This window comes from Glacieibacterium sp. (assembly GCF_965200405.1).
Classification (GTDB): domain Bacteria; phylum Pseudomonadota; class Alphaproteobacteria; order Sphingomonadales; family Sphingomonadaceae; genus Glacieibacterium.
In genome coordinates, this window is record NZ_OZ241356.1 from 794,887 (window position 1) to 820,021 (window position 25,135).

The 25,135-nt window shown below is 68.2% G+C and carries 23 protein-coding genes; 6 read left to right on the forward strand and 17 right to left on the reverse strand.

Annotation, left to right across the window (positions count from 1 at the left end; genetic code table 11):
* Positions 1-8: 8 nt before the first annotated feature.
* From ACOFKW_RS03585 to ACOFKW_RS03605, 5 genes are all read right to left on the reverse strand, one after another.
* On the reverse strand, positions 9-323 hold the full coding sequence (locus tag ACOFKW_RS03585) for a hypothetical protein (protein WP_419815985.1): 315 nt from the start codon (positions 321-323) through the stop codon (positions 9-11).
* Positions 324-325: 2 nt separating this feature from the next.
* Positions 326-649 (reverse strand): heavy metal-binding domain-containing protein, encoded by a 324-nt coding sequence (locus ACOFKW_RS03590; protein WP_419815986.1) that lies wholly within the window; start codon positions 647-649, stop codon positions 326-328.
* Positions 650-676: 27 nt separating this feature from the next.
* The gene (gene secA / locus ACOFKW_RS03595; RefSeq protein WP_419815987.1) at positions 677-3,424 is read right to left on the reverse strand and encodes a preprotein translocase subunit SecA; all 2,748 of its coding nucleotides are present in this window, start codon (positions 3,422-3,424) and stop codon (positions 677-679) included.
* A gap of 102 nt (positions 3,425-3,526) precedes the next feature.
* Positions 3,527-4,120: a thymidine kinase gene (locus ACOFKW_RS03600; RefSeq protein ID WP_419815988.1), complete on the reverse strand. Its 594-nt coding sequence runs from the start codon at positions 4,118-4,120 to the stop codon at positions 3,527-3,529.
* A 47-nt stretch (positions 4,121-4,167) separates the two neighbouring features.
* Positions 4,168-5,121, reverse strand: coding sequence for a YihY/virulence factor BrkB family protein (locus tag ACOFKW_RS03605; protein WP_419815989.1), 954 nt, complete (start codon positions 5,119-5,121; stop codon positions 4,168-4,170).
* 74 nt (positions 5,122-5,195) lie between these two features.
* Here ACOFKW_RS03605 and argJ point away from each other — a divergent pair, with 74 nt between their 5' ends.
* From argJ to ACOFKW_RS03625, 4 genes are all read left to right on the forward strand, one after another.
* The gene (gene argJ, locus ACOFKW_RS03610) at positions 5,196-6,419 is read left to right on the forward strand and encodes a bifunctional glutamate N-acetyltransferase/amino-acid acetyltransferase ArgJ (protein WP_419815990.1); all 1,224 of its coding nucleotides are present in this window, start codon (positions 5,196-5,198) and stop codon (positions 6,417-6,419) included.
* Positions 6,420-6,540: 121 nt separating this feature from the next.
* Positions 6,541-6,765, forward strand: coding sequence for a hypothetical protein (locus ACOFKW_RS03615; protein WP_419815991.1), 225 nt, complete (start codon positions 6,541-6,543; stop codon positions 6,763-6,765).
* A 2-nt stretch (positions 6,766-6,767) separates the two neighbouring features.
* On the forward strand, positions 6,768-7,037 hold the full coding sequence (locus ACOFKW_RS03620; protein ID WP_419815992.1) for a hypothetical protein: 270 nt from the start codon (positions 6,768-6,770) through the stop codon (positions 7,035-7,037).
* Positions 7,038-7,065: 28 nt separating this feature from the next.
* Positions 7,066-7,977: a glutathione S-transferase family protein gene (locus tag ACOFKW_RS03625; RefSeq protein ID WP_419815993.1), complete on the forward strand. Its 912-nt coding sequence runs from the start codon at positions 7,066-7,068 to the stop codon at positions 7,975-7,977.
* Between the two features lie 154 nt (positions 7,978-8,131).
* Here ACOFKW_RS03625 and trxA read toward each other — a convergent pair whose 3' ends face one another.
* The 10 genes from trxA to ahcY form a co-directional block, all read right to left on the reverse strand.
* Complete coding sequence (gene trxA, locus ACOFKW_RS03630) at positions 8,132-8,452, reverse strand: thioredoxin (protein ID WP_419815994.1); 321 nt, start codon at positions 8,450-8,452, stop codon at positions 8,132-8,134.
* A gap of 55 nt (positions 8,453-8,507) precedes the next feature.
* Positions 8,508-11,942, reverse strand: coding sequence for a double-strand break repair helicase AddA (gene addA / locus ACOFKW_RS03635; RefSeq protein WP_419815995.1), 3,435 nt, complete (start codon positions 11,940-11,942; stop codon positions 8,508-8,510).
* Positions 11,943-12,069: 127 nt separating this feature from the next.
* On the reverse strand, positions 12,070-14,988 hold the full coding sequence (gene addB, locus ACOFKW_RS03640) for a double-strand break repair protein AddB (RefSeq protein WP_419815996.1): 2,919 nt from the start codon (positions 14,986-14,988) through the stop codon (positions 12,070-12,072).
* 19 nt (positions 14,989-15,007) lie between these two features.
* Complete coding sequence (locus ACOFKW_RS03645) at positions 15,008-15,784, reverse strand: nucleotidyltransferase family protein (RefSeq protein WP_419815997.1); 777 nt, start codon at positions 15,782-15,784, stop codon at positions 15,008-15,010.
* Positions 15,781-16,776 carry an aminoglycoside phosphotransferase family protein gene (locus tag ACOFKW_RS03650; protein ID WP_419816857.1) on the reverse strand — a complete coding sequence of 332 codons (996 nt, stop codon included), beginning with the start codon at positions 16,774-16,776 and terminating at the stop codon, positions 15,781-15,783. Before ACOFKW_RS03650 ends, ACOFKW_RS03645 begins: the two co-directional genes overlap by 4 nt.
* Complete coding sequence (tsaE, locus tag ACOFKW_RS03655; protein ID WP_419815998.1) at positions 16,773-17,210, reverse strand: tRNA (adenosine(37)-N6)-threonylcarbamoyltransferase complex ATPase subunit type 1 TsaE; 438 nt, start codon at positions 17,208-17,210, stop codon at positions 16,773-16,775. The genes ACOFKW_RS03650 and tsaE overlap by 4 nt, the downstream gene beginning before the upstream one ends.
* Positions 17,207-17,620 carry a type II toxin-antitoxin system VapC family toxin gene (locus ACOFKW_RS03660; protein WP_419815999.1) on the reverse strand — a complete coding sequence of 138 codons (414 nt, stop codon included), beginning with the start codon at positions 17,618-17,620 and terminating at the stop codon, positions 17,207-17,209. Before ACOFKW_RS03660 ends, tsaE begins: the two co-directional genes overlap by 4 nt.
* Entirely contained in the window at positions 17,617-17,820 is a 204-nt protein-coding gene (locus ACOFKW_RS03665; protein ID WP_419816000.1) for a hypothetical protein, read from the reverse strand. The genes ACOFKW_RS03660 and ACOFKW_RS03665 overlap by 4 nt, the downstream gene beginning before the upstream one ends.
* A gap of 148 nt (positions 17,821-17,968) precedes the next feature.
* Positions 17,969-18,310: a VOC family protein gene (locus ACOFKW_RS03670; RefSeq protein WP_419816001.1), complete on the reverse strand. Its 342-nt coding sequence runs from the start codon at positions 18,308-18,310 to the stop codon at positions 17,969-17,971.
* Between the two features lie 54 nt (positions 18,311-18,364).
* Positions 18,365-19,774, reverse strand: coding sequence for an adenosylhomocysteinase (ahcY, locus tag ACOFKW_RS03675; protein ID WP_419816002.1), 1,410 nt, complete (start codon positions 19,772-19,774; stop codon positions 18,365-18,367).
* 223 nt (positions 19,775-19,997) lie between these two features.
* Here ahcY and ACOFKW_RS03680 point away from each other — a divergent pair, with 223 nt between their 5' ends.
* Positions 19,998-21,248 carry a hypothetical protein gene (locus ACOFKW_RS03680; RefSeq protein ID WP_419816003.1) on the forward strand — a complete coding sequence of 417 codons (1,251 nt, stop codon included), beginning with the start codon at positions 19,998-20,000 and terminating at the stop codon, positions 21,246-21,248.
* A gap of 9 nt (positions 21,249-21,257) precedes the next feature.
* Here ACOFKW_RS03680 and ACOFKW_RS03685 read toward each other — a convergent pair whose 3' ends face one another.
* Both ACOFKW_RS03685 and ACOFKW_RS03690 read right to left on the reverse strand, forming a co-directional pair.
* Positions 21,258-21,578, reverse strand: a complete 321-nt coding sequence (locus ACOFKW_RS03685; protein WP_419816004.1) for a 2Fe-2S iron-sulfur cluster-binding protein — start codon at positions 21,576-21,578, stop codon at positions 21,258-21,260.
* A gap of 23 nt (positions 21,579-21,601) precedes the next feature.
* Entirely contained in the window at positions 21,602-22,894 is a 1,293-nt protein-coding gene (locus tag ACOFKW_RS03690; protein ID WP_419816005.1) for a cytochrome P450, read from the reverse strand.
* 137 nt (positions 22,895-23,031) lie between these two features.
* On the opposite strand from ACOFKW_RS03690, the gene ACOFKW_RS03695 reads away from it, so the two are divergent.
* Positions 23,032-25,116, forward strand: a complete 2,085-nt coding sequence (locus ACOFKW_RS03695; protein ID WP_419816006.1) for a prolyl oligopeptidase family serine peptidase — start codon at positions 23,032-23,034, stop codon at positions 25,114-25,116.
* The last annotated feature ends 19 nt before the right edge of the window (positions 25,117-25,135 follow it).

The following is a 25,135-nucleotide window of genomic DNA, read 5'->3' on the forward strand; positions in this document are numbered from 1 at the left end:
CGGCTTGGTTACACCCCCGTGCCGGTAATGTAGCGCCGCTCGCCGGTGGTCGGGTTGAACCAGACCCGGACGTGCGCGCCGGTCGCTGGATCGATGAAGCGCTCCAGCGTCACTTCCCACCCCGGCCCCGGCTCGCTGGTGTCGAAGGATTTGTAGCGGACGCGCTCGAAGACGAAGCCGGCGAGCACGATCCCGAGCTGGACGGCGAACCAGATGGCCAATGCGACCGGTATTCCGACGACGCCGGCCCAGGCGAGTGCGGCGCAGGCCAGCGTCGTCGCCAGCGCCAGCACGACGACCGCGATGATCGTCCAGCGCAGCACAGTCAGCTGATCGGCTCGACGACCGCTGCTGTCCCATAAGCGACGATCTCGCTCATCGATTGGCCGATCTCGTTCGAATCGAAGCGCATCATGACGATGGCATTGGCGCCCATCGCCTGCGCATTGGCGACCATCCGGTCGGTGGCGTGTTTGCGCGCCTCTTCCAGCAACGAAGTATATTCCTTGATCTCGCCGCCAAGGATCGTGCGCAGCGACGCGAGGATGTTACCCCCGAGCCCGCGGCTGCGAACGACGACGCCGAAGCATTGGCCCAGACTCGTGGTGGTACGATGCCCGGCAATGCTCTCGGTGGTCACGACGATCATCGCTGCGTCCCCCCGTTGTCCGTAGCGTCAGACCGCGACGGCGTAAGCTCCGTGGCAGTGCTTGAACTTGTTGCCCGAACCGCACGGGCATTGCGCGTTGCGCGACACGGTGCGGTTCCACTCCGCCAGTTCTTCTTCCGAGACATCGGTCAGCGCCGCGGTGGCGGAGCCCGCGAAGGCCAGCGCGCCGGGCGGCAGGCTGCCGCGCGGGCCGAAGGCGTCGTTCTCGCCGCTGAACGGGTCGATGTGACTGGTGACGAAATCGGGCAGCTGCGGATCCTGCAGGTCCATGTCCTGCGGCTGGAACTGGGCGTTCGACAGCATCCGCGTGACGTCCTCGCGGACCGTCGCCAGCATCCGCTCGAACAGCGCGAACGCCTCCGACTTATACTCGTTGAGCGGCGTCTTCTGCGCATAGGCGCGCAGGTGGATGACCTGGCGCAGCGCGTCGAGGGTCGCCAGATGCTCCTTCCAGTGATGGTCGAGCGCCTGCAACAGGAAGTTCTTCTCGACCTGGACCCAGGTCTCCTCCGGCAATGCCGCGGCCTTGGCGTTCATCGCTGCATCGGCAGCCTCGATCAGGCGGTCGACGAGAATCTCCTGGTCGATCTTCTCCTCGGCCACCCACTCGGCGACCGGCACGTCGAGGCCGAGCGTCTGCTGGGTCGCCTCGGTCAGCGCCGGCACGTCCCACTGCTCGGGATAGGTCCCGGCCGGGCAGGTCGTGGCGACGATCAGATTGACCGTCTCGTGGCGCATGTCGATGACGACATCGCCGACGGTCGACGAGTCCATGATGTCCTGGCGCTGGTCGTACACCACCTTGCGCTGGTCGTTCATGACGTCGTCGTACTGGAGAAGCTGCTTGCGGACGTCGTAGTTGCGCGCCTCGACCTTCTTCTGCGCGGTCTCGATCGCCTTGGAGATCCACGGGTGAACGATCGCCTCGCCCTCCTCCAGCCCGTTGTTCATCATGCGGGTCAGCATCGACTGCTGGCCGAAGATGCGCAGCAAATCGTCGTCGAGGCTGAGATAGAAGCGGCTGAAACCCGGATCGCCCTGGCGGCCCGAACGACCGCGCAGCTGGTTGTCGATACGGCGGCTCTCGTGGCGCTCGGTGCCCAGCACGAACAGTCCGCCGACGGCGCGAACGGCTTCGCGCTCGGTCTGGACCTCGGACTTGATGCGCGCCATTGCGGCCTCGCGCTCCTCGCCCTCGACGCCTTCGAGCTCGCGACTGACGCGCGCCTCGAAATTGCCGCCGAGCTGGATGTCGGTACCGCGCCCGGCCATGTTGGTGGCGATCGTGACGCCGCCCAGGCGCCCGGCCTGCTCGACGATATGCGCTTCTTGCTCATGGTAGCGGGCGTTGAGGACGACGTGCTCGACCTTCTCCTTCTTGAGGAATTCGCTGAGCAGCTCAGACTTCTCGATCGACACGGTGCCGACCAGGATCGGCTGGCCGCGCTCCTTGGCTTCGCGGATCGTCTTGACGATCGCCTTGAACTTTTCGTCGGCGTTCTTGTAGAATTCGTCCTCGGCATCGCTGCGCTGGACCGGCAGGTTGGTCGGGATGTCGACGACGTTCAACTTGTAGATGTCATAGAATTCCGCAGCTTCGGTGACCGCGGTGCCGGTCATGCCGCCCAGCTTGGGGTACATGCGGAAGTAGTTCTGGAACGTGATCGAGGCCAGGGTCTGGTTCTCGGGCATGATGTCGACGCCCTCCTTGGCCTCGACTGCCTGGTGCAGGCCATCGGACCAGCGGCGACCGTCCATCATGCGGCCGGTGAACTCGTCGATGATCGTCACCTTGCCGCCGCGGACGATATAGTCGGTATCGAGGCGGAAGATGACGTTGGCGCGCAACGCCTGGTTGAGGTGGTGGACGACCTGGGTGTTCTCGAAGTCGTAGAGGTTCTCGCCCTCCAGCATCCCGGCGGCCTCGAACAGGCGCTCGACCTTCTCGGTGCCGTCCTCGGTCAGGATCACCGACTTCTGCTTCTCGTCGATCTCATAGTCGCCGGGGACGAGCTGCTTCACCACCGCGTCGACCTGCATGTACAGCTCCGACTTGTCGTCGGTCGGGCCGGAGATGATCAGCGGCGTCCGCGCCTCGTCGATCAGCACCGAGTCGACCTCGTCGACGACGGCGTAGTTGAACGGGCGCTGGACCATCTGCTCGCGCGAATACTTCATGTTATCACGGAGATAGTCGAAGCCGTATTCGTTGTTGGTGCCGTAGGTGATGTCGGCGGCATAGGCGGCACGGCGGGTGTCGTCGTCGATGTTCGGGACGATGACGCCGACCGACAGGCCGAGGAACTTGTAAACGCGGCCCATCCACTCGGCATCGCGCGACGCCAGATAGTCGTTGACGGTGACGACGTGGACGCCCTTGCCGGTCAGCGCGTTGAGGTAGACCGCCAGCGTCGCGACCAGGGTCTTGCCCTCGCCGGTGCGCATCTCGGCGATCTCGCCCTTGTGCAGGACCATGCCGCCGATCAGCTGTACATCGTAATGGCGCTGGCCGAGCGCACGCTTGGCGGCTTCGCGGACCGTGGCAAAGGCCTCGGGCAGCAGGTCGTCGAGGCTCTCGCCGGCTTCGTGGCGGGCCTTGAGCTTGACCGTCTGGCCGGTCAGGTCGGCATCGCTGAGCGCCGAAATCTGCGGCTCGAAGGCGTTGATCTTGGCCACCAGCGGGGCAAGCGACTTGACGTAACGGTCGTTCGACGAGCCGAACAGACGCTTGGCGATGCCGCCGAATCCGAGCATGAATATCCTAACGCGCAGGGGACCGACCGGCGCAAAACACCGCCGATCCGAACCGCCGCGATGTAGGGTTGCGGGGGCGCTTAGTCAATTATCGCGGGTGCGTCACAGCATCGGCGCCGCACGAGCATCGGCCAGCGCGGCCATGTAGTGGCGGCGGCACAGCGCGATGTAGCGGTCGTTGCCGCCGATCTCGGTCTGGCGGCCCTCCGCCACGGCACGTCCGCTGGCATCGACGCGCAGGTTCATCGTCGCCTTGCGCCCGCAGGTGCACACCGCCTTGATCTCGGTCAGCACGTCGGCGACGGCGAGCAGCCACAGGCTGCCCTCGAACGGCTTGGCCTGGAAGTCGGTGCGCAGCCCGTAGCACAGCACCGGGATGCCAAGGTCGTCGGCAACGCTGGCAAGCTGGAAGACCTGAGCCTTGTTGAGGAATTGCGCCTCGTCGACGAAGACGCAGGCGGGCTGGCCGTCGCCCCGCTCGACCGCCGCGCGCAGGTCGGTGCCGGCGTCGAAGGTGCTGGCGGGCATGGTCAGGCCGATGCGCGAGGCGATGGTGCCGAAGCCGGCGCGCGTGTCGATGGCGGCAGTGAACAGCCGGGTCTGCATGCCGCGCTCGCGATAATTGAAGTCGGCCTGCAGCAGCAGCGTCGACTTCCCGGCATTCATCGAGGCGTAGTAGAAATACAGTTTGGCCATGCGCGCATGATGTCGGTCGCGCCAGCCGTCACGTCAATCGCCGCGCGTCAGTCGGCGGCAACCTCGTCCGCCATCTTGGCCCGGCGCGAACCCATCGGCTTTTCCGGCCCGCGCGTCGTGTCGCGCGCCGTCTGGTGCTCCAGCTCGGCATTGAGCTCGGCGCCAAGCAGCAGGACATAGGCCGACAGGTACAGCCACAGCAGCAGCACGACGATCGCGCCGAGCGAGCCATAGGTCGCGTTGTAGTTGCCGAAATGCGCGGCGTAGAAACCGAAGCCCAGGGTCGTCGCAACGAAGCCGACCGTCGCGGCCAGCGAGCCCGGCGTCAGCCAGGTCCAGCGCGGCTCCCGGCGGTTCGGCGCATAGCGGTACAGCGCGGCGACGGCACCGCTGGCGAGCAGTGCGGTGACGATCCACGCGGTAACCTTGGTCGCGATCGCCACGGCGGGCGAGATGCGCCCGGCAAAATCCTCCAGGAAGCCGGTCACCGACACCGACAGCAGCCCGGCGACCGCGAGTAGCACCGCCGCCAGCGTGATCGCCGCCTGGACCAGGTTGAGCTTGATGAAGCCGCGCGTTTCCTTCTCCTCATAGGCGATGTTGAGCGCGATGATGATCGCGCCGGCCCCCTTCATCGCGCCGTACAGCGCCAGCAATAGCGCCAGCGCGAGGCCGAGGCCCTTCTTGCCGGCCGCGGTGGTGACGACGTTGGTCAATTGCTCGTCGATCAGCTTGGCGGCTTCGCTCGGTACCATCCCGGTGATGGCGCGCATGTGCTGGTTGAGGTCGGCCGGGTCGACGACCAAACCATAGGTCAGCACCATCGCGCCGAGCAGCGGCACCATCGCCAGGAAGCCGTAGAACGCGACACCCGAGGCGATCAGCCCGAGATTGTCCTTGCCCGATTCCGCATAGGTCCGCTTCAGGATCTGCCACCAGCCACGCAGCGGCATCTGGGCGGGGCTGCCGGCGTCGTGGCCAAGGTCGATCGAATTGTTCATGCTGACGCGAACGCGTCGCAACGCCGGCGGACGCACGGCTTTCGCAATTTCCATCATGAGGTTAAGCAGCGCACATGACCATCTCGCCGCTCGCCCGCCCGTTTCCCGCCATTCCCGACATCGCCGGAGTACGGATCGGCACGGCGACCGCGCGCTACAAGCCGTGGCTGCGCGCCGACGTCACCGTCGTCGAACTGGCCCCCGGAACCACCGTCGCGGGGGTGCTGACCCGGTCGAAGTGCCCGTCGCCGGAAGTCGAGACCTGCCGCGCCAACCTGCCCCAGGGCTCGGCACGCGCGCTGGTGGTCAATGCCGGAAACTCGAACGCCTTCACGGGCATGACCGGGCGCGATGCCAGCCGCCGGCAGGTCGCTCGTCTCGCCGAACTGGTCGGCTGCCCGGCGGACCAGGTGTTCGTCGCCTCGACCGGCGTGATCGGCGTACCGCTGCCGGCCGACAAGGCGGAGGCCGGCGTCACCGCTGCCCATGCCGCGCTCGGCGAGGCGTCGTTCGAGGCGGCGACGGCGGCGATCGGCACGACCGACACCTTTGCCAAGGGCGCCATCGCCCATGCCTTCGTCGCGGGCCAGCGCGTCACCGTCGCCGGGATCGTCAAGGGCTCGGGGATGATCGCGCCGGACATGGCGACGATGCTGGGCTTCGTGTTCACCGATGCCGTCGTCGCGGCACCGCTGCTGCAGGCGATGCTGGCCGAGGCCACGGCCCACAGCTTCAACTCGATCACCGTCGACAGCGACACCTCGACTTCGGACACCGTGTTGGCGTTCGCGACCGGCAAGGCTGGTCATGCCGCATTGACCGCGCCCGACTCCCCCGGAGCGGATGCCTTTGCCGCTGCTCTGACCCAGGTCTGCCGCGAGCTGGCGCATCTGGTGGTTCGCGACGGCGAGGGCGCGACCAAGTTCATCACCATCGACGTCACGGGAGCGGAAGACGACCGCGCCGCCAAGGTCGTGGCGCTGAGCATCGCCAACTCGCCGCTGGTCAAGACCGCCATCGCCGGCGGCGACGCCAATTGGGGCCGCGTCGTCATGGCGGTCGGCAAGGCCGGCGAGCGCGCCGAGCGCGACCGGCTGGCGATCGACTTCGGCGTCACCCGCGTCGCCGCCAACGGCATGGTCGTGCCCGACTATGACGAGGCCCCCGTCACCGCACATTTGGCCGGGAGCGACGTCGACATCGGCGTCGACCTGGGCATCGGCGACGGCCGCGCCCGCGTCTGGACTTGCGACCTGACCCACGGCTACATCAGCATCAACGCCGATTATCGCAGCTGACCCGCGGCATTTACGCCGTCCTTATGCGGCGGAGCGAACGCCTCATGGTATTCGCGACGCCCGGATACCTATCTCCGTCCTGATCGACATTATTTGCCGATGGTGAGGAATGGAGCGATCCGTGAGCGAGTTTTCCGTCAATCCTCGGGCTGTGCCGGGCCGGGTGCTGCACCGCGCTGCCTTTACCAGCGCGGCGGGCGATGCCGGCAAGGCGCAGCCAGGGCTGGAGAAGGCCGAAGGGCCGTCGCCGGTTGCCGACTGGTGCGGCAAGCGTCATCCGGTCGACCTGATCCTGATCGGGACTGCAGTGATCGCGGTGGCGGTCGGACTGGTCGCGGCGTTCTGAACGTGGCGCGACACGATCCGCACGGCCTGTCCGCCGACTATCCGGTGTTCTTCGTGGGCCGGGAGGACAACGGCTGGCATTTCGTCTGCGAGAGTCGCGGGCAGGTCGCCGCCTGTTTCGCCGGGCGGGACGAGGCGATCCGCTTCGCCCGTGCCGAGAGCGACCGGGTGCCGGGCTCGGTCGTCGTCGTGACGCCGCCACAGATCGACTACAGCCCGTGCGCGGGCACCCGGATTGCGGCCGGCGCTGGCATGGTCGCCGCGAAACTGTAAGCTGGCGGCGACTCTTGGGGAGCCGCCGATGACCATCGTTTTGCACCATTATCCCGCCTCGCCGTTTGCCGAGCTGGCGCGGCTGGCGCTCGGGCTGAAGCAGCTGGAATGGCGCTCGGTCGTCATTCCCAACGTCATGCCCAAGCCTGACCTGGTGGTGCTGACCGGCGGCTATGCCCGGACGCCGGTGCTGCAGGTCGGCGCCGACATCTATTGCGATACGGCCGCGATCCTCGATGCGCTGGAGGCCATCGCGCCAAGCCCGAGCCTGTATCCCGCGCCGCTTGGCGACCTGCAGCGCATCCTCGCGGGCTGGGCGGGCGCGGCGCAGTTCGGGGCGCATGTCGGGGCGGCGCTCGGCAGCCTGCCGCCGGGGACGTTGCCGCAGGCCTTTGTTGACGACCGCAAGGCGCGGCTGGGCTTCGACTTTGCCAAGATGGCGCGCGCGGTACCGCATCTGGAGGCGCAGGTGCTGACGTCCGCGACCTGGCTCGATGCGACGCTGTCCGATGGTCGCGCCTTCATCGGCGGCGAGCAGCCGGGGCACGCCGACCTCGCCTTCTACACCAACCTCTGGTTCGTCCGCGGCCGGGCGCGGAACAGCGAGGCCGCCAAGGCCATCGCCGCGATGCCGCACCTCGGCGCCTGGTTCGACCGCGTCACTGCTATCGGCCACGGCAGCCCGGTGGAGGCCAGCGCCGAGGAAGCAATCGCCATCGCCGGGGCTGCAACGCCCGACTTGTCGGAGAACGTCGACCCGATCAGCGGCTTCACCGCCGGTCAGACCGTGCGGGTCAAGACCGAAGGCTCGGGCGACGCTCCGGTCGAGGGCCGCCTGCTCCGCGTCGGCCCGACCGGCATCGCTATCGCGCGCGACACCGGCAGCGGGACCGTCGCGGTCAACTTTCCGCGGTTGGGGCAGATGGTGCTGGCTGGCTGACGCGGCGGGAAGAGATCACTGCCACAGTCGTCATCCCGGCGCAGGCCGGGACCCATTCGGCGAGCTTCAGGGTGTAGCGCCCGACTTCGACGCGCCCGCTTGATGGGTCCCGGCCTGCGCCGGGATGACGTGGTTAACGGGCGCTATCTGAAGGTCAGCCCAGTTCGCCTTCGAGCCAAGACTTGATCGCCGACTTCGGGCGGGCGCCGACGGCGGTGGCAGCGACTTCGCCGCCCTTGAACAGGATCATCGTCGGGATGCCGCGGACGCCGTAGCGGGTCGGGGCGTCGGGGTTCTCGTCGATGTTGATCTTGACGATGTCGACGCCGGCCAGCTCGTCGTTGAGCTCCTCGAGCGCCGGGCCGATCTGGCGGCACGGACCGCACCATTCCGCCCAGAAGTCGACCAGCACAGGGCGCTCGCTGGCGATGACGTCGGCGTGGAAAGAGGCGTCGGTGACGTGCTTGGCGGCCATGATCGTAAACTCCTGTCGATTGCTGTACCCGAGATAGGCTTGGGTATCGTGCGGATCAACGTGCCGGGCGGCCTAGCGTTTCTTGGGCGGTCACAAGCTTTGGCGCATGTGTCGCCAGCAGCGTCGCCGGCAGCTCGATCAGCGTCGCATCATGGGTGTACAGCAGTGCCGTCTCGATCGCGCGGCCCGGGAAAATCGCGCCGAGAGCGGCGACATAGGCGGCCATCTGCTTGAGATGATAGGGCTCGACCGACGCCGCATCTGCCGGCACGCGCCGCCCGGTCTTGAAATCGACGAGCTGCACGCGCGCCTCGCCGACCAGCAGCCGGTCGACCTTGCCGGCGATGACCACGCCGTCGACGACCGCGGCGATCGGTGCCTCGGCGAGCGCATCGGCGCCGAACAGCGCGGCGTGACGGGGTTCCGCGATGATCGCGAGGACGGTGGTCGCGAGGCTGTCGCGCTCCACGGCGGGCAGGTCGCCCGCATGACTTGCCAGCCAACGCGATGCGATCGCTGGACGATCCTCCGCCGCAACGCCCGGCAGCCGCTCGAACAGCGCGTGGAGTAGCTGCCCACGCCGTGCTGCGACCTGCATCGCCGGGGTCGGCGGCGGCGACGCGACATCGTCTGCAGCGATTGCCGACGGGCTGAGCGGCCGCGACGGGCGTGCCTCGACCGGAGCGGGCGCGCGAACCCAGTCGGGCAGATCCGTCCCTCGCGCCGCCGCTTCCTTGCGCGGCCCGTCGAGCACCGACTCGCCGTCCATCGCGGCACGGTGGAGCACTGCCGTCCCCCACAGCGCATCGGGCTCGGCATCAGCGCCCAGCCCGGTCATCGCGGCCTCGATCACCTTGTACCAGCTGTCCTCGTGAACCTCGGGCGGCTTTTCCCCCCGTTGCGTCGGCAGGGCGCCGCCGACGAACAGCAGATCCTCGGCGCGGGTCAGCGCGACGTACAGCAGCCGCCAATGCTCCTGCATCGCATCCTGCGTCGCAGCCTCGGCAGCGGCGGCGATGATCCCCACTTTCCCCGACTGGCCACCATGGAAAATCGGCACCTCGCGCTCGCTCTGGTCGATATCGACCATGACGTGATCGCCGCGGTCACTGGGGGCACGCGCCGCATCGGCGAGGATGACGACCGGCGCCTGCAACCCCTTGGCACCGTGGACCGTCATGATCCGCACCGCGTCGATCGGCGCGTCGGGGTCGCGCTTCAGGTCGGTGTCCTCGCCCTCCATCCAGTCGAGGAAGCCCTGCAAGGTCGGCGCGTTCGCCGCCTCGAACGCCAGCGCCTGCGCCAATACCGCCTGCACCGCGTCGCGCGCCTCCTCGCCCAGCCGCGCCAGCAGCAGCGCCCGGCCGCGCAACTCGCCCGACAGGATGGTCTCGAGAAACTCGTAGGGCGCGCTGAAGTCGGCCAGTGCCAGCACCTTGCCGAGCCAGTCCGCCGCCGGCGTGCCGCTGGACCGCACCCGCTCCCACAGCGAGCCGCGGCGATCGTCGGCCAGTTCGAACAGCTTGTCCTGCGACACCCCCAGGAACGGCGAGGTCAGCAGCGTCGCGCAGGTCAAATCGTCGCCCGGCTGCAGCGCGAACCGCACCAGCGCCAGCAGGTCCTGCACCGCCAGCGGCTCGGTCAGTCGCAGCCGGTCCGCACCCGCCACCGGCACGCCGAAATCGTGCAGCGCGGCGACCAGCGGCTGGACGAACTCGCCACGGTTGCGGACCAGCACGAGGATATCCTCGGCGCGCACCACCCGGCCACGCGCCGGCAGCCACAGCGCCGTCTCGGGCTTGAGCCACGCCGCGATCTGCCGCGCCAGCTGGTGCGCCATGCGGACCTGCGCCGGGGGCAGCCACTGCTGCTCGGCGACGGGCAGCGCAGCATCGTCCTCGGGCAGGCCGAGCGGCGGCCATAGCGTCACATAACCCGGCCGCGAACCGCGCGCGGCGGTCAGCGGCGGCACCGCGTTCGGCGTCCCGAGCTTGTCGTGGCCAAGGTTCTCGATGACCTTGTCGACGACTTCCAGCACGGCAGGAACGGAGCGGAAGGACTCGGCCAGCGAGATGTCGCGCCATTCCAGCTCGGCATCGCGGACGATGTCGCGGAAATGGACCTGGCGAGCGTCGAAGATCCTGGGGTCGGAGCCCTGAAAGCTGAAGATCGCCTGCTTGAAGTCGCCCACGACGAACAGCGTCCGCTGCAGCTCGCGCGCGCCCTCGCCGCTGAAGAACTCGTCGGTCAGCGCCTGGACGATCTCCCACTGCGCGGCATTGGTGTCCTGCGCCTCGTCCACCAGCATGTGGTCGATGCGCGCGTCGAGCTTGAAGCGCACCCATTCACTCATGCCGGGGCGGGTCAGCAGCTCTGCGGCGCGGGCGATCATGTCGTCATAGTCGATGACCCCGGCGCGGCGCTTGTGCGCGGCATAGGCACCCCCCAGGCGCGCGCCGACGCGGAGGTAGCGCGCGGCGTTGGCGGCGGCCTCCAGCAGGCGGCGCAGGGTGGCGACCTCGATGATCTGCTCGCACAGCGAGTCGGCGAGCTCGATGTCGAGGTAACCGGCCTTCTTGCCGCCGGGGACGATGGACTTGCGCGGCTCGCCATCGGCCTTGAGGAAGACTTTCGCCAGCCTGTCGAAGTGTTTGGCGCGGACGTCGGGCTTGCACGCCAGCCACCAGCGCAGATCGTCGGCGTTGGTCAGCGAGGTCGCGCCGGCATGCGCCTCGAACACGCCGGCGAGGTGCGCTAGTCCGGCGGTGTCGAGTTCGGCCAGCTTCCATTCGACGACCTCGGCGACGCTGCCGTCGGTCGGCAGGCCGAAGGCGCGGCGGAGCTTGACCTCATAGCCCATCGGCGGGCCCATCGCGGCGATGGCGTCGTGATGGCGGATCAGCGTGCTGGCGATGCGGTCGAGGCTCTGCTCGCCGCGGGTGACGCTGAGTTCGCCGACATCGTCGAGGAATCCCTGGTCATGGTCGCGCGACGCCGCCTCGATCGCCTCTGCGAGGACGCGGCCCCTGAGCGCCAGCGCGTCACGCTCGGCCAGCGTGGCGAAGCCGGGGGCGACGCCGGCCTCGATCGGGAAGCCCGCGAGCAGCGATTGCGCATAGCCGTGCAAGGTCTGGACGTTGAGCCCGCCGCGCGCGTCGAGCGTGTGAGCGAACAGCGTCCGGGCGCGGACCATCGTCTCGGCATCGGCGCGGGCGCGGATCGCCTTGAGGTCCGACGCCAGCTCGTCATCGGAGGCGCGGACCCAGTGCGCAAGGCGCTCGAAGATGCGAGTCTGCATCTCGGCCGCACCCGCCTTGGTGAAGGTCAGGCACAACAGCCGGTCGGGCGCGGCCCCCTGCAGCAGCAGGCGCAGCACGCGCGCACTGAGCACCTGGGTCTTGCCGGTGCCGGCGCTGGCCGAGACCCAGGCGTTGGCGGTCGGATGGACTGCGGCGGCCTGCTCCGGGCGCAGGGGATTGAGGGGCTTCATTGGAGCGTCATCCCGGCGAAGGCCGGGACCCATTCGACACGCCATTCGAAATGAGCCGCGAAACTACGACGGGCTCGCTGAATGGGTCCCGGCCTTCGCCGGGATGACGGCGTTTCGAGAGCTCGCTTCACTTCATCGTCCTCGGGCGCGCCTGCCACTCCGCCACCCGGGCGAGGTGGTCGAAGTCGCTGTAGCGCGCGGCGTGGTCGGGGTGCAGCTTGGCGGTGAACGGCTCGGACCCGAGCAGATACGCCTCGCACAGCGCGTCGAAGCGGACCAGCGTCGCGGCGACATGGTCGTGGGCGCTGATAAATTCCTTGCGCATCCGCTCCAGCGGGTTCGTCACCTTGCCCGCGACCTTGCCGCCGCCGAGCTTCCAGTACCGCACCGCCCCGACCGTCGCCGCCGGGCCGAGTTTGCCACGCTCCGCCATCAGCGCGAGCAGGCCCATCTGCAGCGCGAAGCCGCCGTCGACCTGCGCGAATGACGGTACCGTCCCGGTCTTGTAGTCGATGATCGCCAGCTCGCCCGCGGCGTTGCGGTCGATGCGGTCGGCCTTGCCGGTCAGGGTGATCCCACTGGGCAATTCCAGCAGTCCGCCCGCTTCCGCGACGCTGTCGCCCCAGCCTGCCGCCTCCCATTCGCCGGTCTGCTCCACCACCCACTCCAGCGCGCGGCGGATGCGCGGCGCCCAGAGCGCGCCCATCAGCGGGTGGTTGGACCATTTGTCGGCGAGCATCGCGTCGGCGAGGGCCTGCAGATCCTCGGGCTCGCCGCCGCTTTTGGTCCAGGCCTCGAGCACGCCGTGCAGGTCGGTACCGCGCTCCGCCGCCCCGGGGTCCTCGTCGAGCGGCGACAGTGCGTCGAGGCGCAGCATCCGGCTGGCGTAGAAGCTGAACGGGTCGGCCTTGAGACGCTCGGCCGCGGTCACCGAGATGCGGCGCGGGCGGCGCGCGACCGGCGGCAACGGGCGCGGACGCTCGGCGGGCGTGACCGTCGCGGGCCGGTCGAGGGCGCGGGCCAGCTCGAGCAATTCACTATCAGCGGCGATCGCCTCCCCCGCCAGCGCACGCAGCCGCAGCCAGAAACGCGACGGCACCGCGGGACTCGCATCGTCGCGCCGCGCCCGGGTCAACAGCACCTCGCCGCCGCCCAGCCCCTGCACGAAATCATGCGCCGCGAGGCCCACCGCGCGGTCGATGCCGTCGAGGCCGAGCTGCTTCCTCACCTGCGGCGCCAGCCACGGATCTGGCGCGGCGCGCGACGGCCACATGCCCTCGTTCAGCCCGCCCAATATCGTCAAGTCGGCGCGCTGCAGCCGCGCCTCCAGCGTGCCGTAGATCGCCAACCGCGGGTGCTTGCCGTACGCCTCGCGGACCGGGACGCTGCCGAGGAAACTGCCGAGCAGCGGCGGCGCGTCGTCGGGCTCGAACGGCTGGAGGTGGTGGCCGTAGGTAGTCAGCGCGCCGACGATCTCGGCCAGCGCGCGCCCGGCGGGGCCACGCCACAGCTCGTCGCCGGCCAGCGCCTCGCCCGCATCGCGCAACGCCGCGACGACGGTAGCAAGGTCGAGGTCGCGCGCCCCGAACAGCTCGGTCAGCGGCTGCAGGATTTCCGCCACAGCGGCCCACCACGGCGCCAGCGGCAGTTTGCGCGGCGTGCGCTCCTTGGGCGTATCATGCTCTGCAACCCGTTCGGCGACGCCCGCCAGCCCCGGCGCCGGGCGGATGCCGCGCAGGTCGAGGTCGAGTTGGCGGACCCGGTCGAGCCAGGTCAGCCGCTCGTCGCCGCGCCGCACCAGCGGGTGCTTCAACACCGCCAGCAGCGCCACCGGCGCGAAATGCTGCGCCGCCGCCTCGGCCAGCGCGAGGAACAGTGTCCCCGGCGGCGTCGAGCGCAGCGGCTGCCCGGCGGAATCGTCGATGTCGATGTCCCAGCGCGCCAGATGCGCCGCCACCCGCCGCGCCAGTCCGCGGTCGGGCGTTACCAGCGCCGCCGTGCGACCTAGCGTGTCGAGCGCGCGGCGCAGCGCCAGCGCCACTGCCTGCGCCTCCTCCTCGGGCGTCGCCGCCTCCAGCGTCCGCACTCCCGCGAAGGCGGCGGGATCGAGCGGCTCGCGCCAGTCGGTGGTGAACGCCGGCAGGCTCATCGCGCGCGCCACTGCAAGGCTGCGCGCTGCCGGGCCGTCGCCCTCGGTGATGGAACCCCAGTCCGCGACCTCGCCGCGCCCGACCGACATGCGGTCGAGCAGGCGCTTGAAGGCGTGCTGCGGATGGGTGCAGTCGGCGTCCTGATCGCAGCGGATCGCGTCCCACTCCGCGTCCGGCATGACGGTATCGACGCCCGGCAGCACCACCATGCCCTGCGGCAGCCGCGCCACCACGCCGAGCAGCCGCGCCACCGGCGGCGACACCCCGGTCAGCCCCGCCGCGACGACCAGCCCGGCCGGCGGCTCGGCCTGCCAGCGCACCGCCAGCGCATCGACCACGCGGTTGTAGCGCGTCGCCGCATCGCTGACCCCGAGCGACGCCAGCACGGCGGGCCAATTGTCGCGAACCGCGCGGAAATGCACCAGCGTCGCCTCGAAATGCGTCGCCAGCCCGGCAAGGTCGAGGCTCTCCAGCGCGTCCGCCTCGATTTCCTCCGAGGTCAGCGCATCGAGGGCCTTGGCCAGCGCATCGGCGAGCCGCAACGCCTCGACCGCGGTCACCGTGTCGCCGCGCCGGCGACTGCCGTTGCGCACCAGTTGCGCCAGCAGCAGTCGGCGCTCGCACGGCACCATCGCCGGCGGCAGGTCGAGCGCGTCGGACATCTCCGTGGCGAAGGCTCCCGTCGCCTCGTCCTCGTCGACATCGCCGATCGGCGTCATCCGGGGCAGCAGCAGGCCACCGCTGCCCGACAGCCGCACGAACGCGTCGGTCAGGGCGCGGACGGCACGACGGTTGGGAAGCAGCACGCGCGCCCGGGCCAGGGCCAGCGGCTCGCCGCCGGTACGCTCGAGCAGCCCCGCCGCCAGCGCGTCGACGAACGCGACGTGCGGCGGCATGGTGTAGACGCTTGGGCGCTCAGCTGGTGGCAAGCAGCGCCTCGGTCTCGGTTACCGCCTGCGGGGTGCCGACGTGGAACCACAGGCCCTGGTGGACGACGCCGTACAGCCGCTTGGCCGCCAGCACCCGGTCCCAGACGCGCCACATCGAGAAGGGCTCGACCGGCTCGCCCTCGAACAGCGCCTTCGACAGCATCTGCACGCCGGAGAAGACATAAGGCGCGACGCGGTGCTCGACGCGCCGCCGGACCTGGCCGCCGCCGCCCATGTGGAAGTCGCCGCGGCCCTCATAACCGGTGGCGCGGGCGAGCGGCACGAGCAGCAGCAACGCGTCCATTTCCGCCGGATCCCAGCGCTGGGCAAGCAGCTTGAGCGTGTCGATCGAGCCGTCGACCCATAGATTGTCGCTGTTGATGACATAGAACGGATCGCAGTCGATCAGCGGTAACGCCTTGGTGACCCCGCCGCCGGTCTCGAGCAGTTGCGAGCGCTCGTCGGACAGCAATATCTCCGGGCCGCCGCCGCGCCGGACGACATGCGAGTCGATCTGGTCGGCGAAATAATGCGCGTTGACCACCGCGCGGCGGACGCCGGCGACCTCGAGGTGATCGAGCGCACGGTCGAGCAGGCTGCGTCCACCGACCTCGATCAACGGCTTGGGGCGCGTCGCGGTAAGCGGGCGCATACGCTTGCCGAGGCCGGCCGCCAGTACCATTGCGGTGGTCGGCACGGTCACGTCGAGTTCGGGCCGCAAGGCGAGCGGCGCATTGAAGCGGCTGAGTGGTTGTGCGGTCATAGGCTGGCCTGCCACTGTTGGGCGGCGGCGACGCGCGCCGAAACCGGGACGTTGGTGTCGAACCAGTCGCGCACTGGCGCCAGCGCCGGCTGCGCGAGGTTGCGCTCGACCAGGCCCCAGACACGCGGCAGCAAGCCGAGGTAAAGGGGCTTGCCGTCGCGCTTCCACAGTCGGGTGAATACCCCGAGAATCTTGACGTTGCGCTGTGCGCCGAGGACGTCGAACGCGGTGCGAAACGCCGCCGGATCGACGCCGGGCCGCTGCACCAGATAGGCATCGAGCATCGCCGCCGCCGTCTCGGGCGAGACGTCGCGCCGCGCGTCCTGCAGCAGCGACACGAGGTCGTACGCCGGGTGGCCCGCCAGCGCGTCCTGGAAATCGAGCAGCCCGAGCCCACGAACGCCGGGCCGGTCGAGCAACATCAGATTATCGGCGTGATAGTCGCGCAGGGTCAGCACCGGCTCGGCCTCGGTCGCCGCGACGACTGCCGGCCACACCGCACGCCAGGCGTCGTCATAGCCGGGGGCCTCGTCGATGCCGGCAGCGGGGAGGTACCAGTCGACGAACAGCCGCGCCTCGCGCAGCAGTTCCTCCTCGGCATATGGCGCCAATGCGGGGGCGGGATGGGCGTGCAGCGCAGCGAGCACGTCGATCGCCTGGCTGTAGATCGCGGCCTCGCGCTCCGGGGCACCGACGAGCAGCGGCGCGACGCGGCGGTCACCGAAATCCTCCAGCAGCAGCAAGCCCTTGTCGAGTTCGACGCCGATCGGCTCGGGGACCGACAGGCCGAGGCTCGACAGATGCGCACCGACGCCGAGGAAGGGACGGCTGTCCTCATGCTCGGGGGGCGCGTCCATCAGCACGGCGGTGCGATCGCCGTCGACGACGCGGAAATACCGGCGGAAAGAGGCGTCGCCGGCCAGCGGCAGGACCTGCGCACCGCCCCAGCCGTGACGCGCCAGGAATTCGGGCGTCGTCGCCGGCGGAATCATCGCTGTTTTTGGGGCGGGGGCCATCGGCTCTCCCAACCCGGCGGCACCGTCCAAGTCAAGCGCCGCGTCGCTTCGCCGGCCCCGTCGAACCGCAGGCGGAGCGCCTCGCGCGGTAGCCGGTCGCCCAGCCGCTCCGGCCATTCGATCAACAACGCCGCGTCCGTCTCGAACAGTCCCAGCGCATCCGCCTCGGCCGGATCGTCGAGCCGGTACAGGTCGACGTGCCAGACTTCTGGGTCGGTGTCGTACGGCTGGACCAGCGTGAACGTCGGCGACGGCACCTCGCCCTCCCAGCCCAACGCGCGGATCACTGCGCGGGCGAAAGTGGTCTTGCCCGCACCGAGATCACCCGAGAGAGCGACTACGTCACCTGGGCGCAGGGCGGCGGCGAGTGTGACAGCAATGCTGGCCAAGGACGCCTCGTCGACAATCATCCGATGCGGCTGGCTGAATGGATCGCGGCGTCTGTCGAGCCGAAATCGTTTCCGGTGCAAAGGATCGGCAGCCCTTCAACCTTGGCGACGGCGTAAACCATCAGATCGAGCATGTTGAGCAGGCCACCGCGACCGTTGCCACTTCCATAATGCTCGTTGGCGACGACTGCCGCAATGGCTGCTTGCCCGCTGAACGGCAAAACGACCACACCCAGATCCTCAATCAGTTGCAGGGCAACCGGATCGGGATAGTTACCAGGCCTAGCCATCACGCGGTGAAACTCGACCAAAGCCGGGGTGGGCAGCGCGCCTAGTTCGTCGGCAAACACAGCACGCAACTGCAGATATCCAGGCTCTCCGATCGCCATCGCGACCAAGGCCGAGGTATCAACGATGAACGCAAACCTCAACGTAGGTTGCCGCGCTCGTCGTACTCCCGGGCATCGAACTCCGCCATCGTCGGGACGTCAGCACGGAGGTGCAGTTGGGCGAGCGTGGCATCGATCCGCGCCAGCTTTTCCGCCCGCTCATCGATCGGTACGGGAACCGGCATGCGGTCGAGCGCCTCCTCGACAATTTGCGCCTGACTGCGCCCGTCACGGGTCAACACTCGCAGCCGATCATAGGCTCGTTGCGAGCGAATAGTGATAGCGGGCTGGGCACGACGAGTCTGCATTACAACATAGTAGTGGAACGTGCTTGCACATACAATCCGCGTGCAAGTACGCCGCTGAAGCGACGCGCCCGCTTTGCGCAGCTCAACTCGGCTCCCATAGCTCGATCGGGTTGCCCTCGGGATCGTGAAGGCGGGCGAAGCGGCCGACGCCGGGCATGTCTTCGGTGGTGACCGCAATGCCGGCGGCCTGCAGGCGCGAGCACATGCCGTCTAGGTCGTCGACGCGCAGGTTGAGCATCCACTGGTGCCCGGCGGGCAGGTAATCCGTGTCGGCCGGGAACGGTGCGAAGACGCTCGGTCCGGCCTGCGTTTCCCACGACCCATAGGGTGCGGAGCCGACGCCGAGGTGCTCGATGTACCAGGCGCGGATCGCCTCCGGATCACGCGCGCGGAAGAAGAATCCGCCGATGCCGGTCACGCCCATGCCCACCTCCCATGCTATCGCCCCGCAGGACGATAGCATGGGGTGCGCAGCCGCCTAGTAGCGGTAATGGTCCGGCTTGAACGGGCCTTCGACGGGTACGCCGATGTAGCCGGCCTGCTGCGGCGTCAGCTTGGTCAGCTTGACCCCCAGCTTGTCGAGGTGGAGCGCGGCGACCTTCTCGTCGAGATGCTTGGGCAGGACGTAGACGTCGTTGCCGTACTGCTCCGGCCGGGTGAACAGCTCGATCTGCGCCAGCGTCTGGTTGGTGAAGCTGGCCGACATGACGAAGCTCGGGTGGCCAGTGGCGTTGCCGAGATTGACCAGGCGGCCCTTCGACAGGATGATGATCTGCTTGCCGTCGGGGAACTCGACCAGGTCGACCTGCGGCTTCACCTCGGTCCACTTGTAGTTCGACAGCGCCGAAATCTGGATCTCGCTGTCGAAGTGACCGATGTTGCAGACGATGGCCATGTTCTTCATGCCCTTCATGTGATCGGCGGTGATCACATCGGCATTGCCGGTGGCGGTGACGAAGATGTCGGCGCGGGTGACCGCCTCCTCCATGGTGACGACCTCGAAGCCCTCCATCGCCGCCTGCAGCGCGCAGATCGGATCGACTTCGGTGACCAGGACGCGGGCGCCGCCGTTGCGCAGCGACTGGGCCGAGCCCTTGCCGACATCGCCGAAGCCGGCGACCGTCGCGACCTTGCCGGCCAGCATGACGTCGGTGCCGCGGCGGATGGCGTCGACCAGCGACTCCTTGCAGCCGTAGAGGTTGTCGAACTTGGACTTGGTGACGCTGTCGTTGACGTTGATCGCCGGGAACGGCAGCTCGCCCTTCTTGGAGATCGCGTACAGGCGGTGGACGCCGGTGGTGGTCTCTTCCGACACGCCCTTGATGTTCTTGACGGTCTCGGTGAGGTAGCCGGGACGGCGGGCGATGAACGCCTTCAGCGCGCGCTGCATCTCGACCTCTTCCTCGTTCTCAGGCTCCGGCATGGTCTGGCCGGCCTCGAGCTTGGCGCCCCACAGCGCGAACATCGTCGCGTCGCCGCCGTCATCGAGGATGAGGTTGCAGGTCGTGTCGCCCCAGTCGAAGATGTTGCCGACATAGTCCCAATAATCGGCGAGGCTCTCGCCCTTGATCGCGAACACCGGCACGCCCGAGGCGGCGATGGCGGCGGCGGCATGGTCCTGCGTCGAATAGATGTTGCACGTCGCCCAGCGCACTTCTGCACCGAGCGCGGTCAGCGTCTCGATCAGCACGGCGGTCTGGATGGTCATGTGGAGCGAGCCGGTGATGCGCGCGCCGGTCAATGGCTTGGTCGTGCCGAACTCGGTGCGCAGCGCCATCAGGCCGGGCATCTCGGTCTCGGCGATGTCGATCTCGCGGCGGCCATAGTCGGCGAGGCCGATGTCGGTGACGACGTAATCGATGAAGGCGGTCTGGGGGGCGGTAGCCATGGCGAATCCTAACGGACGTTGATGCCCGCCCGCCTAGCCGTGCCGCCGCCCCGGAGCAAGTATAAAGATATCTTTATATGATTTTCGGGCTCGCGACACGGTGGCAGCTCGACATCACGCACCTGTCCTGTCGGCAAGCCACTCGGCAATCGGACCATTGTCACTGAACTTTTACATTGCGCCGGTGTTTCATGGAGACTGCTAACTCCTGGAACGCGCGGCGATGTTTTTGCGTACGGTCGCTTCCAGCGCAGACAGCGACAATCCCGACCCGCCGACGCGTGTCTGTTTCTTTTTCAACTCGCAGCGTCACCAGCTGCTGCACGGCATCTCGATCGCGACCGAACTGGCGCGACTGCCGGGCTTCGAGGTCCTTGTACTGTCGCCCAGCGCCGGGCACATCGCCTATGCCGAGCATCTCGTCGAGCAGCTCGGCGGGGCGCCGATCCACTACGAGGCGGCGCAATCGCAGTTGCTCGACACTGCCCGCGCAGCGACCGGCCGATCGATTCCGCCCAAGCTGCTGACGCTCGCCGTGCTCGCCAGCCGGTTGAACAGCTTCGACGCGATCGCCCTGCCCGAGCGGACGAGCTCGATCCTGAAGAAGTTCGGCGCGAGGTCGCCGCGTTATATCCACCTCGATCACGGCGCCGGAGACCGTGCCGCCGGTTTCGACTGGCGCATCGCTCGCTTCGACATGGTGCTGATGGCGGGCGACAAGCATCGCTGCCGTATGCTCCGCGAGGGCCTGGTCCGCGACGGCTGCCACGCCGTCGTCGGTTATCCCAAGTTCGATGCGGCGGAGGTCGCGCGCGATCCGGGCTGGCAGGCATTTCCTGACGATCGACCGGTGGTGCTGTACAATCCGCATTTCGCCGACTTCGCCTCATGGCGCGGATGCGGCGCGGCGCTTGTCGACGCCTTTGCCGCCCAGGACCGCTATAACCTGATCGTCGCGCCGCATATCCGGTTGCTCGATCAACGATCCGAGCGGGCGCGCTGGGATGCCCTGGTCAAGCGCCATGCCGGGAACGATCGCATCCTGTTCGACGGCGGCAGCGATCGGCTGATCGACATGAGCTATACAACTCTCGCCGATGTCTATGTCGGCGATGTCAGCAGCCAGGTTTACGAGTTCCTGCGCACCCCCAAGCCGTGCCTGTTCCTCAATCCGCACGGCATCGACTGGATACGCGACGAGAACTATTTGCATTGGAATTTCGGGCAGGTGCTGCGCACCGCCGCCGGCATCATCGAGGAGATCGACATCGCCCGGGTCGAGCATTCGCGCTTCCGGTCCGCGCAGGTCGACGGCATCGATCGCACCTTCGCGTCAGGCCCGGCCTCTGCCTCGGCACGCGCCGCCGCCGCGATCGCCGGCTATCTGCGACCGGGCGAGAGACAATTGTCGAAGCTGCCCGCGACCGTCGAGCCGGCCCTGCGGGTGGCCGGCCTGCGAGTTGCGACCGGCTGATCCAGCAACCTAGTGCTGCGAAACCGGGGTCCGGACGATCAGCCCGTCCAGCGCGTCGCTGAGGTCGATCTGGCAGGCAAGGCGGCTGTCCGGCGCGAGCCCTTCGGCGAAATCGAGCATCGATTCTTCCATGTCGGAGCGGCTGCCGGTGAACGCCAGCCACGCGGCATCGACATGCACGTGACAGGTCGCACAGGCGCAATTGCCGCCGCAGTCGCCGTCGATGCCGGGCACGCCATTGTCGATGGCCGCTTCCATGACCGAGTGGCCGACTGGTGCATCGACGGTACGCACGCCGCCATCGGCAGCGATGAAGGTGACTTTCGGCATCGATATCCTCGTGTGGGCGCGGTTCAGGCCGGTATACGAACCGGCAGCGTCTCGTACCCTTTGACGAAGGCGGACGAAACCCGCCGCGGCTCGCTCATCACCTCGATGTTCGGCCAACGCTTCAAAATCTCCTCCCAGACGATCTTCAACTGCATCTCCGCCAGCCGGTTGCCGACGCAGCGGTGGATGCCGAAGCCGAACGACAGATGCTGGCGCGGCCGGGCGCGGTCGATGATAAACTCGTCGGGACGCTCGATCGAACGCTCGTCGCGGTTGCCCGAGACGTACCACATGACGACGCGGTCCCCCTTGCGGATCGTCTTGCCGCCAAGTTCATAGTCCTGCAGCGCGGTGCGGCGCATATGGGCCAGCGGCGTCTGGTAGCGGATGATCTCCGGCACCATCGACTCGACCAGCGCCGGATTGGCACGCAGCTTGGCATACTCCGCCGGATTCTCGTTGAGGAACAGCAGCCCGCCGGTGATCGAATTGCGCGTCGTGTCGTTGCCGCCGATGATAAGCAGCAGCAGATTGCCTAGATACTCCATCGGCGGCATGTCGCGGGTGGCGGGGTTATGCGCCAGCATCGAGACTAGGTCGTTGCCACCCGGAGCGTTGACCCGCTCGTTCCACAGCCGCGTGAAATAGCTCAGGCAGTCGAGCATATAGCCCTGCCGTTCTTCCTTGGTCGGATTGCCCGGGATGGTGTCGTCGGCGGTGGCACGGTCGGACCAGAAGGTCAGCAGGCGGCGGTCCTCCCACGGAAAGTCGAACAGCGTCGCCAGCATTTGGGTGGTCAGCTCGATCGAGACGCGGTCGACCCAGTCGAAAGTTTCGCCGATCGGCAGGCCGTCGAAGATCGCCTGTGCCCGCTCGCGGATCAGCACCTCCAGATTGGCGAGGTTGCCCGGCGAGACGATCGGCGACACCGCCTTGCGCTGGATGTCGTGCTTGGGCGGATCCATCGCGATGAACATCGGCAGGATGAAATCCTTGTCCATGTCGCGCGCCGTGATGCCGCCGAGGTAGGCTTCGGACGAGAACACCGCGTGATTGGTGTCGACCGCCATGATGTCGGCATAGCGGGTGATCGACCAATACGGCCCGAAGCGGCCATGCTCGTGATAATGCACCGGCGACTCGTCGCGCAGCCGCTCGAAATAGGGCCAGATGGTATCGCTGGTCCACAGGTCGTGATCGAGCATGTCGAGCTCCGACAGCGGCATCGATGCGGCTCGCCGACGCGCCGCATCCAGTGCGTCGCCATGTTCCGGATCGAGTGCTCGGGTCGCCATCGTCGCCTCCCAGGTCGTCATGCGCCGCTCTCACCGGGGGCGCTATGAGTCGAGGTGATGGTGCGCCCGGTTGACGCTTGGGGCAAGTACCTCTCCCGCCGCACTGGCCACGACTTCGCCGGCGCGGCATAAGCGCCGGCGATGCCTCAGGAGCTCGCATGAAATTGCCTGCAACCATCTTGTCGGGTGCGTTTGCCGCACTTGCCGCCAACGCCGCGCCCGCGCCGGATCCCTATATCTGGCTGGAGGAAGTCTCGTCGCCGCGCGCGCTGGCCTGGGTCGAGGCGGAGAACGCCCGCACCACCGGGGTCTTCGAGAAGGACCCGCGCTATGCCGGGCTGTTCGCCGACGCGCTCAAGATCGCCGAGGCCACCGACCGCATCCCCAACCCCGACCTGATCGGCGGCGCGGTAACCAATTTCTGGCAGGATGCGGCGCACGTCCGCGGCATCTGGCGGACGACTTCGATCGCCGGCTACCGGGCTGCGGCGCCGGCGTGGCAGACGCTGCTCGACCTCGACGCGCTGAGCACCGCGGAAGAGGCGAACTGGGTGTGGAAGGGCGTGCAATGCGAGCCGCTGGCCGAGCGCCGCTGCCTGGTCTCGCTGTCCGATGGCGGCGAGGATGCGACCACGGTCCGCGAGTTCGACCTGGCGACACGCCAGTTCGTGCCCGGCGGCTTTTCCCTGCCGACCAGCAAGCAGGACGTGTCGTGGGAGACGCCCGACAGCCTGTTGGTGGCACGCGACTGGGGTCCCGGCACGATGACCAGCTCGGGCTATCCGTTCGTCGTCAAGCGGCTGCAGCGCGGGCGGAAGCCCGAGGCCGCCGTCGAGGTTTTCCGCGGTGAGCCGACCGACGTCGCCGCCGGTCCGCTGGTCCTGGTCGATGGCAAGGGCAACCGTGTCACCGGGATGCAGCGCGGCATCTCGTTCTTCGAGAATGCGGTGTACCTGTACGGCAAGGCCGGCCTGACCAAGGTCGACGCACCGCCCAAGTCGCGGGTCGAGGGGCTGCTCGACGGGCGCCTGATCATGAGCCTGCAGCAGGACTGGCCGGTGGCGGGCAAGGCAGCGCTGCCGTCGGGCTCGATCGTCGCGGTCGATGCCGTTGCCGCCGCGACCGGCAAGCCCCTGTCGCCGCAGCTGATCTTCACCCCCAACGCGCGCCAGTCGGTCGACAGCGTCCATGTCACCAAGACCAGCGTGCTGGCGGCGATCTACGACAATGTCCGCGGCCGCGCCTACACCTTCACGCCCACGGGCAGCGGTTGGCGCGAGACCCGGCTGGCGCTGCCCGACAACGCCTCGGTCGACGTCGCCGCGACGGAGCGGACCAGCGACGACGCCTTCCTGATGGTCACCGGCTACCTGGTGCCGACGACGATGTGGCTGGCCGACGGCAGCGCCAAGCCGGTGCAGGTCAAGACGCTGGCCCCACGCTTCGACGCCTCCGGGCTGGTCACCGAGCAGTTCGAGGCAGTGTCGAAGGACGGGACCAGGATCCCCTATTTCATCACCCACCGCCGCGACATCCGGCTCGACGGCTCGACCCCGACTATCCTCGATGCCTATGGCGGCTTCCAGGTCTCGAGCACGCCATATTACTCGGGCGTCATCGGCAAGCTGTGGCTGGAGCGCGGCGGTGCTTTCGCGGTCGCCAATATCCGCGGCGGCGGCGAGTTCGGCCCGGCGTGGCACGACGCGGCGCTCAAGACCAAGCGCCAGACTGCCTATGATGATTTCGCCGCGGTCGGCGAAGACCTGATCCGCCGCAAGCTGACCAGCGCCCGCCGCCTCGGCATCACCGGCGGATCCAACGGCGGGCTGCTGATGGGCGTCGAGATGACCCAGCGTCCCGACCTGTGGCACGCCGTCAACATCAACGTGCCGCTGCTCGACATGCTGCGCTTCGAGAAGATCGCCGCCGGTGCATCATGGGTGGGCGAGTACGGCAGCGTCGCCAACCCCGACGAACGCGCCTTCTGGGAAAAGACCTCGCCCTACGAGGCGCTGAAACCCGGCGTCGCCTACCCCGAGCCGTACATCTTCACCACCACCAAGGACGACCGCGTCGGCCCCGTCCACGCCCGCAAGTTCGCCGCCCGGATGAAGGAGTTCGGCCTGCCCTACACCTATTACGAGAACACCGAGGGCGGCCACGGCAGCGGCGCGAACCTGAAGCAGACGGCGCGGACCAACGCCCTCGAGATGATCTACTTCACCCGCAAGCTGATGGACTGAGCAAGCGTCGCCGTCGCGC

Bases quoted from the DNA above. Each gene is read 5' to 3' on its own strand.
- argJ (WP_419815990.1), top strand. From the start codon at position 5,196: ATGACCATCTCGCCGCTCGCCCGCCCGTTTCCCGCCATTCCCGACATC.
- ACOFKW_RS03685 (WP_419816004.1), bottom strand. From the start codon at position 21,578: ATGCCGAAAGTCACCTTCATCGCTGCCGATGGCGGCGTGCGTACCGTC.
- ACOFKW_RS03605 (WP_419815989.1), bottom strand. From the start codon at position 5,121: ATGAACAATTCGATCGACCTTGGCCACGACGCCGGCAGCCCCGCCCAG.
- ahcY (WP_419816002.1), bottom strand. From the start codon at position 19,774: ATGGCTACCGCCCCCCAGACCGCCTTCATCGATTACGTCGTCACCGAC.
- ACOFKW_RS03670 (WP_419816001.1), bottom strand. From the start codon at position 18,310: ATGGGCGTGACCGGCATCGGCGGATTCTTCTTCCGCGCGCGTGATCCG.
- ACOFKW_RS03680 (WP_419816003.1), top strand. From the start codon at position 19,998: ATGTTTTTGCGTACGGTCGCTTCCAGCGCAGACAGCGACAATCCCGAC.
- secA (WP_419815987.1), bottom strand. From the start codon at position 3,424: ATGCTCGGATTCGGCGGCATCGCCAAGCGTCTGTTCGGCTCGTCGAAC.
- ACOFKW_RS03590 (WP_419815986.1), bottom strand. From the start codon at position 649: ATGATCGTCGTGACCACCGAGAGCATTGCCGGGCATCGTACCACCACG.
- tsaE (WP_419815998.1), bottom strand. From the start codon at position 17,210: ATGATTGTCGACGAGGCGTCCTTGGCCAGCATTGCTGTCACACTCGCC.
- trxA (WP_419815994.1), bottom strand. From the start codon at position 8,452: ATGGCCGCCAAGCACGTCACCGACGCCTCTTTCCACGCCGACGTCATC.
- ACOFKW_RS03600 (WP_419815988.1), bottom strand. From the start codon at position 4,120: ATGGCCAAACTGTATTTCTACTACGCCTCGATGAATGCCGGGAAGTCG.
- ACOFKW_RS03650 (WP_419816857.1), bottom strand. From the start codon at position 16,776: ATGATTCCGCCGGCGACGACGCCCGAATTCCTGGCGCGTCACGGCTGG.
- addB (WP_419815996.1), bottom strand. From the start codon at position 14,988: ATGCCGCCGCACGTCGCGTTCGTCGACGCGCTGGCGGCGGGGCTGCTC.
- ACOFKW_RS03695 (WP_419816006.1), top strand. From the start codon at position 23,032: ATGAAATTGCCTGCAACCATCTTGTCGGGTGCGTTTGCCGCACTTGCC.
- addA (WP_419815995.1), bottom strand. From the start codon at position 11,942: ATGAAGCCCCTCAATCCCCTGCGCCCGGAGCAGGCCGCCGCAGTCCAT.
- ACOFKW_RS03690 (WP_419816005.1), bottom strand. From the start codon at position 22,894: ATGACGACCTGGGAGGCGACGATGGCGACCCGAGCACTCGATCCGGAA.
- ACOFKW_RS03625 (WP_419815993.1), top strand. From the start codon at position 7,066: ATGACCATCGTTTTGCACCATTATCCCGCCTCGCCGTTTGCCGAGCTG.
- ACOFKW_RS03645 (WP_419815997.1), bottom strand. From the start codon at position 15,784: ATGACCGCACAACCACTCAGCCGCTTCAATGCGCCGCTCGCCTTGCGG.